We start from the raw sequence: 9,785 nt of genomic DNA on the forward strand, positions 1-9,785 counted from the left end.
GGCTCGGCCTGCGAGCCCTCCGGCTCCGCCGCCGTCTCGGGGTGGTGCGCGACACGGCTCTGCGCGGGTACGGCCCCGATGACGTCGGAATCCGCGTCCGTGTCGCCGGTGTTGTCGGTCTGGGTGAGGGTCTGGGTCTGCACGGGGGCGACCTCCAGGATGATCGCTGCTGAGGTGTGCGGCAGCGCTGCTTGGGGGGGCGGAGTCGGCGGCCTCGCCGCTGTCCGTCCCGTACGCGATGAGCGGAACCGCGGGGGTGTGGGACCCGTGGGGGACGGATCGGCCGCGCTCCGAGGACTCAGGCACCGGAACCCAGTGTGGAGTACGACACATCGCCGCCACGAGGGGCGTGCGGTGACTTTTTGAGTCCGGTCCGTGACTGGCCGGTTACCCCTGTGGGAAAACTGGGTGCCAGTGGGGCCCGATCGGTCGGAGACCTGGCGCGGGCGGGACTACAGCGCCGCCGCGCCCTGGACCCGCAGTGCCTGGTCGTACTGCTGGAGGACCCACAACTCGTTCTGTACGGCTGCCAGTTGGGCGGGGTCGTCGTGGGTGCCGAGGCGGGCCAGGGTGCTCTGGACGTCGCGGACTCGGCGTTCGACGGCGCGGCGGCGGACGGTGACGAGCTGGTCGCCCGCGTAGCTCTCGTCCACCGTCTTGCGCATGATCGCCTCGACGGCCAGCTCCGTCACCATCGCGCGGACCGCGTCGTCCGGGGCCGCCTCGCGGACGCGGACCAGGTACTCCTGCGGGTCCTGTGTGCCGTAGTCCGCGCCGCCCGCGTCCAGGACGGCCTGCCGTACGGCCGCGTAAGGGGGCGCGGTGAACTCGTCGACGCCGTACGCGTCGAACGCCGGGGAGACCAACTCGGGGCGCTGGAGGGCGAGTTTGAGCAGTTCGCGTTCGGTGGCGTAGACGGGGTTGCGCAGGGTCAGGGCGGGGCCGGAGGTGCGGGGCGCGGGCGCGGCGTCGTACTGCTGCTGTCCGCGGGAGGTGGGGGCCTGTCCCCTGCCGCCGCGGTCGCGTGCCCACCGGGCCAGCTGGGCCACCCGCTTGACGACGAACTGGGTGTCCAGGATGCCGAGCATGCCCGCGAGCTGGACGGCGACCTCGTGCTGGGCGCCGCTGTTCTTGATGCGGGCGACGATCGGGGCGGCCTCGTCCAGGGCGGCGGCGCGGCCTCCCGGGGTGTCGAGGTCGTAGCGGACGACGATCTGGCGCAGCGCGAACTCGAACAGCGGGGTGCGCGGTACGACCAGGTCGGAGACGGCCTCGTCGCCCTTGGCCAGGCGCAGCTCGCACGGGTCCATGCCGTCGGGCGCGATGGCGATGTAGGTCTCGGCGGCGAACTTCTGGTCGTCCTCGAAGGCGCGCAGGGCCGCTTTCTGGCCGGCCGCGTCGCCGTCGAAGGTGAAGATCACCCGCGCCGAGCCGTTGTCCATGAGGAGCCGGCGCAGGATCTTGATGTGGTCGCCGCCGAAGGCGGTGCCGCAGGTGGCGATCGCGGTGGTGACGCCGGCGAGATGGCAGGCCATGACGTCGGTGTAGCCCTCGACCACGACGGCCCGGCTGACCTTGGCGATGTCCTTCTTCGCCAGGTCGATGCCGTACAGCACCTGGGACTTCTTGTAGATCGGCGTCTCGGGCGTGTTGAGGTACTTGGGCCCGTTGTCGTCGTCGCGGAGCCTGCGCGCGCCGAAGCCGACGACTTCGCCGCCGACGTCCCGGATCGGCCACATGAGGCGGCCGCGGAACCGGTCGATGGGGCCGCGCCGGCCGTCCTGGGAGAGGCCGGAGAGGATCAGCTCCTTGTCGGAGAAGCCCTTGCCGCGCAGGAAGCGGGTCAGGTGGTCCCAGCCGGCCGGGCTGTAGCCGACGCCGAAGTGCCCGGCGGCGGCCTGGTCGAAGCCGCGCTCGGCGAGGAACCGCCGGCCGATCTCGGCCTCGGGCGAGCCGAGTTGGTCCACATAGAACTGGGCGGCGACCTTGTGCGCCTCGACCAGCCGGATCCGCTCGCCGCGCTGGTGGCCGGGGTTGTACCCGCCCTCCTCGTAGCGCAGGGTGATGCCCGCCTTCGCGGCGAGGCGCTCGACCGTCTCCGAGAAGGAGAGATGGTCGATCTTCATCACGAAGGCGATGGTGTCGCCGCCCTCCTGGCAGCCGAAGCAGTGGAAGAGTCCCTTGCTGGGGCTGACCTGGAAGGACGGGGACTTCTCGTCGTGGAAGGGGCAGAGTCCCTTCAGGTTGCCGCCGCCGGCGTTGCGCAGCTGGAGGTACTCGGACACGACGGCGTCGATCGGGACCGCGTCCCGTACCGCCTTCACGTCGTCATCGTTGATTCTGCCCGCCACGCAGGAATTCTACGGGTGTCCCGGCGTCGCCCGGGCGGATCAGACGAGGCTCTCCAGGGGGGTCGACGGGTCGGCGAGGGCGTCCGGGTCCACGCGCGCACCGGACCGGATGAGTTTCTGGATGGGCTCTGTGACGTCCCACACATTCACGTTCATGCCCGCGACGACCCGGCCCTCGTTCAGCCAGAAGGCGATGAACTCGCGCTTGCCGACGTCGCCGCGGGCCACGACCTGGTCGTACGAGCCGGGCGGCGCCCAGCCCGAGTACTCCATGCCGAGGTCGTACTGGTCGGAGAAGAAATACGGCACGCGGTCGTACGAGACGTCCTGACCGAGCATGGCGCGGGCGGCGGCCGGGCCGCCGTTGAGCGCGTTGGCCCAGTGCTCGACGCGGATGCGGGTGTGCAGCAGCGGGTTCTGGGCGGCGGCCACGTCGCCGGCGGCGTAGATGTCCGGGTCGGAGGTGCGCAGGCTCGCGTCCACGGCGACGCCGCCGCCGTCGGCCCGGTCGACCAGGGCGAGCCCGGCGTTCTCGGCCAGCGCGGTGCGCGGGGCGGCGCCGATCGCGGCGAGGACCGCGTGCGCGGGGTGCTCCTCGCCGTCGTCGGTGCGGACGGCGAGGACCATGCCGTCCTGGCCGACGATCTCGGTGAGCCGGGCCCCGAAGTGGAAGCGGACGCCGTGGTCGGTGTGCAGGTCGGCGAAGAGCTGGCCGAGCTCGGGGCCGAGCACGCGGTACAGCGGGGTGGGCTCGGACTCGACGACGGTGACCTCGGCGCCGTAGCCGCGGGCGGCCGCGGCGACCTCCAGGCCGATCCAGCCGCCGCCGGCGATCACCAGGTGGCCGTTGTCCCGGCCGAGGGAGGCGAGGACGTGCCGCAGCCGGTCGGCGTGGGCGAGCCGGCGCAGGTGGTGCACGCCGGCCAGGCCGGTGCCGGGGATGTCGAGACGGCGCGGCTCGGCGCCGGTGGCGAGCAGCAGCTTGTCGAAGCGGATGACCGTGCCGTCGCCGAGCCGCACGGTGCGGGCGACGCGGTCGACGGCCGTGACCGGCTGGCCGAGGTGGAGCTCGATGTCGTTCTGCGCGTACCAGGCGGGCTCGTGGACGAAGACGCTGTCCCGCTCCTCCTTGCCGGTGAGATAGCCCTTGGACAGCGGTGGGCGTTCGTACGGGTGGTCGCGCTCGTCCCCGATCAGGATGACCCGGCCGGTGAAGCCCTCGGCGCGGAGCGTCTCCGCCGCCTTCGCCCCTGCCAGGCCCCCGCCGACGATGACGAAGGTCTGATCTGCGTCGACCACTTGATGCCTCCTCTTTGCGACCGCTTCTACGCTACGCCTCCGGGCGTACGCCGGGCCGTTCCGCCCCGGCGCTTCCAGCGAGCGTCCCGCACGGAGCGTGATGGCGGAAGAGGGTCCGATCCGGAGCGGATCGTTCAGGCCACGGGGGCTGGGGCTCGGCCTGTCCCCCGGCCCTCGCGGTTCAGGCGCGTCGGGTGGTGAGGCGGTCGTGCAGGGTGCGGGCGGACGCGTCGGTGAGGGAGGCGATCTGATCGACGATCACCCGCTTGCGCGAGCGGTCGTCGGGGGCGGCCAGGTACAGCGCGCGGAACTGCGGTTCGAGGCTGTCCGGGGCGCGGCCGGTGAGCTCCTCGGCCAGCTCGGCGAGCACGATCCGCTGGTCGGCCCGAAGGGCCTCCTGCTCGGCGCGCTGCATCACGTAACGGTCCGCGACCGCCTTGAGAACCGCGCACTCGTTGCGGGTCTCGCGGGGGACGACGAGCTCGGCGGCGTACCGGGTGAGCCGGCCGGAGCCGTACGCGGCGCGGGTGGCGCCCTCGGCGGCGAGACAGAATCGGCCGATGAGCTGGCTGGTGGCGTCCTTGAGCCGGGCCTGGGCGACGGCCGAGCCGTCGTAGCCGTGCGGCCACCAGTCCTGCTCGATGAGCCGGTCGAGGGCGTCGGCGAGCTCCTGGGGGTCGGTGTCCTCCGGCACGTACCGGCCGATCGCGACGCGGTAGACGTCGGCGCGCTCGGGCTCGGCGTAGAGCATGTTCGGGTCGATGTGCCCGGCGTGCAGGCCGTCCTCGACGTCGTGGACGGAGTACGCCACGTCGTCGGACCAGTCCATGACCTGGGCCTCGAAGCACTTGCGGTGCGCGGGGCTGCCCTGGCGGATCCAGTCGAAGACCGGCTGGTCGTCCTCGTACACCCCGAACTTGGGCGAGCCCGGGTCGGCGGGGTGGCCGCCGCGCGGCCAGGGGTACTTGGTGGCGGCGTCGAGCGCGGCGCGGGTGAGGTTGAGACCGACGCTGACGGGCTCGCCGGTCTCGGGGTCGGCGATGAACCGCTTGGGCTCGATCCGGGTGAGCAGCCGCAGGGACTGGGCGTTGCCCTCGAAGCCGCCGCAGTCCTTCGCGAAGTCGTTGAGCGCCTGCTCGCCGTTGTGCCCGAAGGGCGGGTGGCCCATGTCATGGGAGAGGCAGGCGGCCTCGACGAGATCGGGGTCGCAGCCGAGCGCGGCGCCGAGCTCGCGGCCGACCTGCGCGCATTCGAGGGAGTGGGTGAGCCGGGTGCGCGGGCTGGCATCCCAGGCATGACTGCGCGTACCGGGCGTGACGACCTGCGTCTTCCCGGCGAGCCGGCGCAGCGCGGCGGAATGCAGCACCCGCGCCCGGTCGCGCTGGAACGCCGTCCGCCCGGGCCGCTTGTCGGGCTCGACGGCCCACCGCTCGGTGGCCGCCTCGTCGTAACCGGGGGTGTCCGTGATGCCGTCCATGCCCCGAAGGTAACTGGCCGGACGGACAGGCGGGGCTAAGCGGTGGCGAGTTCCCGCCTCGCGGTGGGGGTGTGGGCGGTGCTGAGGGCGTGGTCGTAGCGGTGCAGGACCAGGCGGGCCAGGGCGGGGTGGTCGGCCAGGGGGGCGGCGGCGATCCAGGGGGCCTGGGCGGCGCTGCGGGTGGCGAAGAGGCCGGGGGCGGTGAAGAGGGAGGCGACGGCGATCCGGTGCCGGCCGCGGGCGGCGAGCGCGCGGACCGCGTCGGGGACGGTGGGCGCGGCGGCGGAGGCGTACGCGGCGAGCACCGGGACCCCGCCGAGGCGCTCGCGGAGCAGGGCGGCCGTGCGGCGGGTGTCGGCAGCCGACTCGGGGGCCCGGGAGCCGGCGGAGGCGAGGACGACCGCGGTGCTCCGGGACGCGCTGTGCTCCTCGGTCCAGCCGGCCTCGACGAGGCGCTCGTGCAGCGCCTCGATCAGCAGCGGGTGCGGGCCGAGCGGGGCGGCGATCCGGGTGCGGACGGCGGGCGCGGCGGCCGCGGCGGCGGGCAGGTCGTGGGTGACGTGGCAGCCGCGGCCGAAGAGCAGCGGCACCAGCACGGCGTCGCCGCCGGGGGCGAGGTCCGCGAGGGCGTCGTCGAGCAGCGGGGCGTTCAGCTCGATGCAGCCGAGGCGCACGTCGAGCCCGGGGCGGAGCTCGCGGACCCGGTCGAGCAGGGCGTGGACGGCCGGGAGGGCGCGGGGGTCGCGGCTGCCGTGGGCGACGGCCATGAGGGTGGGGGTGCGGTGCGGAGGGCTCACGGGTCTGCGCGTTCCGTCCCGACGGACATGACCCAGCTGAGTTCCGAGCTGGTGGGTGATCCGGCCCAGCAGCTGGGCCGTGCTGGCGAACGTGGTGTCCGGCTCCGTCATGGACCGATCCTGACGGCGGCACGTTGCCTGCCCGTTGCGTGGGCGTCACGAGTGTTTTCCACAGGCTCACCGGGCTGCCGGACCGGCTGTCAGTCCGGTTGCCTACTGTGATCGTCATCGGAACCGGAAGGGTCGGGGAGGCGGTCTCGCCATGGGCTGGATCGATACGGAGGGCGGCGGCTACGCCGTCACGCTGGAGGGCACGAAGGTGCTCTGCCGGAACGCGGCGGGACGCACGCTCAAGCAGGTGCCGGCGAAGCTGAAGGACGACCCGGAGGTCGTGCGGCTGCGGCAGCTCGCCGAGTGGCTGGAGCGGCACGAGCGGGAGTGCCGCGAGCAGGTCGACGTGTGGCTGGTGCGCTCCCTGCCGGTACCTGTGGCGCTGCTGGCCCGCGTGTGGCCGGACCCGGCATGGCGGGCCGCGCTGCGCGACCTGGTGGTCGCGCCGGTGGGCGCGGACGGCGCGGCGGACGTGGCGCGCGCGGGGTTCCTGCGGGACGCGGACCCGGAGCGGGGACTCGGGGTCGTGGACCTGGACGGCGACTCGGTGCGGCTGGGCCCTGCGCAGGGCGTGGAGTCCGTGCTGATCCCGCATCCGGTGCTCCTGGACGACTTGGACGAGCTGCGCGAATTCGCGGCGGAGCTGGCGGTGGAGCAGGGCGCGGAGCAGCTGTTCCGCGAGGTGTGGCGGCGGCCCGAGGAGGCCGGCGAGGCGGACGAGTGGCGGGCGTACGCGGATGGCAAGTTCGCCGAGCTGCGACACGCGACGGCAAGGGCGACCCAGCTCGGCTACCGGGTCCGCGGCGGTCACGCGGTGTGCCCGCTGGTGGAGGACGGCCGGGCGCTCGAGGCGGCGTACTGGCTGGGCGAGGACTACCCGGAAGCGGAGGGCTGGACGGGCTCCCTGGAGTGGCGCGACCGGCTGGGCCGCCGCCTGCCGCTGACCGAGGTGGGCCCGGTCGCCTGGTCGGAGGGCGAGCGCATGGCCGCCCTGGTGTACGCGGGCCGCGTCGTGGACGAGGAGGGGGACGCGCGATGAGCGGGACGGACGGGATGAGCGGGTACGACGGGGAAGCTGGAGCAGCGGAGGCGCTGCTCAGGGCGGGGGCGGTGCTGCCGGTGGCGGGGACTGCGGGCGGCGTGGTCTCCGCAGGCCCGGGCGGCGACGGGGTCGACGTGCTGACCGCTCGGGCGTACGCGCATCCCGCGCTGGCGGATCGGGCCGTCGTGCGGCTGGTGCCCGAGACGATCGGGGTGGCCGAGGATCTGGCGCTGGAGTATCTCGGGTTCGCGGCCGCCGGGAGCGGTCCGGCGCCGGTCGGGCTCGTGCGGCGGCAGTCGCTCGGGTTCCCCGCGTGGGCGCTCGTGCACGACCCGGCGAACGGGCACCACGCGCTGGCCGTGGTGAAGGAGATGGAGCGGCTGACGCGGCTGGTCGCGGCGAAGCCGGGGCACGCGAAGGACGGCTTCGAGGAGATCGGCGTCCGGCTCGACCGGTCCGTGCCGCACTTCCTGCCGACGTACTACGAGCAGGTCGCCCGGCTGTTCCTGGCGGCCGAGTCCCGGCAGCACGCCTCGGTGTTCTTCGGCAAGGCCCGCGCCGCCGAGCAGCGGCATGCGCTGGAGGTGGACGAGGAGCGGCTGCGGGAGGTGTTCCTGGAGTTCGCCGGGGCGGGTGCGCTGACCGCGAAGACGCTGCGGGACCACGCCAAGAGCCTCGCGTCCCGGCTCTCGGCGCCGGAGGCGTACGAGAGCTTCCGGACCCTGTCGCTGGAGCGCTGCGCCGCGGGCCTCGCCCCGTACGCGGGCATGCTGGAGGACCTGCGGCGGCTGGCGAAGGCGGCGGGGCTGGACGCCCGCGCCGAGGAGCGGACGCTGCTCGCCGAGATCCTGCACACGGGGGCGATGAACCGGGCGGCGGCCGGGTTCTGGAAGTCGGCGCTGCCCGCGCTGAAGGAGGTCGCGGCAGGCGATCTCGCGGTGCGGCAGCGACTCGCCGTGCTGCTGCCGGAGGCGGGCGGCGACGACACGGAGGCGTTCGACGCGTCCTGGCTGGAGCTGCTCGACGCCTGCGGGGCGACCGCGCTGCTGCTCGACGGGACGGTTCCGGCGGCGCCCTGGCTCGGCGCGTGGGCGACGCACCGGCGGCGCGGCTATGGGTACGGCGGCCGGGTCGAGGCCGAACTGGCCCTGGTGGAGCGCCTGGCGCCGCGGCTGGTCGCGGACGGGACGCCGGTTCGGCTGTTCGACGGGCGTGGCTGGCGCAACCGGGTCGAGGTCGACCTGCTGGACCTGTGCCTGGCGTTGGCCGTGCCGGTCGCGCCGCCGGAGTCTGACGCGCAGATGGACCTGGGCGGCTGGCTGCGCGACGGGCGCCCGGGCCGGCGGGACCTGACCGCGCTCGCCGCCGACGAGCGGTTCGCGCCGCTGCTGCGGGCGTCGGTCGAGCAGCTCGCGGGCACGAGCGTGGGCTCGGCGCGGCTGCTCGAGATCGTGGAGCACCCGGCGCTGCGCGGGGTCCTCGCGGGCTGGGTGGCCGACCGGGCGGACGACCTGGAGCGGCCGATCGGACTGCCCGGGCTCAACGAGCAGTTGACCCGCCTGTCGCGGTTCTCCTCGCCCGCGGTGCTGGCCGCGGCCTCGGAGGCGGTGGACAGGATCACGGCGTACTCGCCGGCGACCGCGCTCGAGCGCACGCTGCGCGCGGGCGTCCTGGACGAGCTGGGCTGGCCCGCCCTGGAGAAGGCGCTGGCAAGCCTGGGCGACGTCGACCCGAAGGCCCCGGGCGGGCGGCGCGGCCACGGCGAGCACTGGTACCGCGTGGTGGACGCCTGGCCCGCGCTGGCGGTGCGGCTCGGTCTGGAGGTCGTGCTGGTCGGCGCGGAGGAGGTCCTGGAGCGGCGGACGCTGTCGCTGCCCACGGCGAGCCAGAGCCGGTGGGACGAGCCGACGGTCCGCCATGTCGACGGGCAGTGGCTGGTGGCGAACGGGCACGGCGACGGCCGGCGCGCGGTCTGGTCCGGGCGGCCCGCCGACGTCTTCAAGCCGTCCGGCGAGCTGCACGACGGCTGGGACCACGTGCACGTACCGTCGCTGGTCCTGCCGGACGGCGGCCGCTGCTACGGCGGCCGGCCGGTCCGCGCCGGCGACACCTCGTTCGCGGCCGAGCACCGCCCGGTCGCCTCGGACGGCATCTCGGTGTGGGTGCTGCACGACGACCGCTGGTGGGAGTACGACCCGGCGTCCGCGCGGCGCGGCCGGGCGGCGGCGCCCGGGTTCTTCGACTCGGCGCTCGAGGGCGCGGCGGGGCAGCGCCTGGTGGCGCGGTCCTGCCGGCTGCTGCCGACGCCGCCGGGCATGGAGTCCTCGCCGTTCGGCAGCAAGGACGGCGTGCTCGGCTGGTGGGTGCGGCACGACCCGAAGGCCGGGACGATGACGGCCTGTTCGGTCGACGGCACGGCGAGCCCGGCGGTGGAGTCGGCCGCCGACGCGGTGGGGTCGTACGTGACGCAGGGCGTCCCGACGCCGCCGTTGCGGCTGCCCGGCGGGGCGGTGCTGCATCCACGCGAGTCGGCCCGGTTCGACCGGTACGTCGAGCTGTTCGACGCGGACGGCGTGTGGCTGTCCAAGCACGACCTGGGCGACCGGGGCGGGCGGTACGCGGCCGGTACGGCGCTGGTGCCGCCGCTGGCGTACTGGCACGCGCTGCGGCCCCGGGACGAGGCGGGTTCGGCGCGGCTGCGGGCGGTC

At 74.4% G+C, this 9,785-nt stretch carries 5 protein-coding genes and 2 pseudogenes; 2 read left to right on the forward strand and 5 right to left on the reverse strand.

The features are described from left to right. The 5 genes and pseudogenes from VIU94_RS06960 to VIU94_RS06980 form a co-directional block, all read right to left on the reverse strand. Positions 1–306: pseudogene (locus VIU94_RS06960) on the reverse strand (RNA polymerase sigma factor); the annotation flags it as partial. Positions 307–452: 146 nt separating this feature from the next. Beyond that, positions 453–2,351, reverse strand: a complete 1,899-nt coding sequence (dnaG, locus tag VIU94_RS06965; RefSeq protein WP_331908673.1) for a DNA primase — start codon at positions 2,349–2,351, stop codon at positions 453–455. A gap of 39 nt (positions 2,352–2,390) precedes the next feature. Then, complete coding sequence (locus VIU94_RS06970) at positions 2,391–3,650, reverse strand: NAD(P)/FAD-dependent oxidoreductase (protein WP_331908675.1); 1,260 nt, start codon at positions 3,648–3,650, stop codon at positions 2,391–2,393. A 181-nt stretch (positions 3,651–3,831) separates the two neighbouring features. Continuing rightward, positions 3,832–5,127: a deoxyguanosinetriphosphate triphosphohydrolase gene (locus VIU94_RS06975; RefSeq protein ID WP_331908677.1), complete on the reverse strand. Its 1,296-nt coding sequence runs from the start codon at positions 5,125–5,127 to the stop codon at positions 3,832–3,834. 35 nt (positions 5,128–5,162) lie between these two features. Next, positions 5,163–6,035, reverse strand: coding sequence for a sirohydrochlorin chelatase (locus VIU94_RS06980; RefSeq protein WP_331908679.1), 873 nt, complete (start codon positions 6,033–6,035; stop codon positions 5,163–5,165). Between the two features lie 151 nt (positions 6,036–6,186). On the opposite strand from VIU94_RS06980, the gene VIU94_RS06985 reads away from it, so the two are divergent. Both VIU94_RS06985 and VIU94_RS06990 read left to right on the forward strand, forming a co-directional pair. Next, positions 6,187–7,074, forward strand: coding sequence for a DUF4132 domain-containing protein (locus VIU94_RS06985; RefSeq protein WP_331908681.1), 888 nt, complete (start codon positions 6,187–6,189; stop codon positions 7,072–7,074). Continuing rightward, positions 7,071–9,785 (forward strand): annotated as a pseudogene (locus VIU94_RS06990) (hypothetical protein); the annotation flags it as partial. The gene VIU94_RS06985 and the pseudogene VIU94_RS06990, both read left to right, overlap by 4 nt.

The sequence above is a fragment of the Streptomyces sp. genome (assembly GCF_036566765.1).
In the GTDB taxonomy this organism is placed as follows: domain Bacteria; phylum Actinomycetota; class Actinomycetes; order Streptomycetales; family Streptomycetaceae; genus Streptomyces.

Bases quoted from the DNA above. Each gene is read 5' to 3' on its own strand.
- VIU94_RS06980 (WP_331908679.1), bottom strand. From the start codon at position 6,035: ATGACGGAGCCGGACACCACGTTCGCCAGCACGGCCCAGCTGCTGGGC.
- VIU94_RS06985 (WP_331908681.1), top strand. From the start codon at position 6,187: ATGGGCTGGATCGATACGGAGGGCGGCGGCTACGCCGTCACGCTGGAG.
- VIU94_RS06975 (WP_331908677.1), bottom strand. From the start codon at position 5,127: ATGGACGGCATCACGGACACCCCCGGTTACGACGAGGCGGCCACCGAG.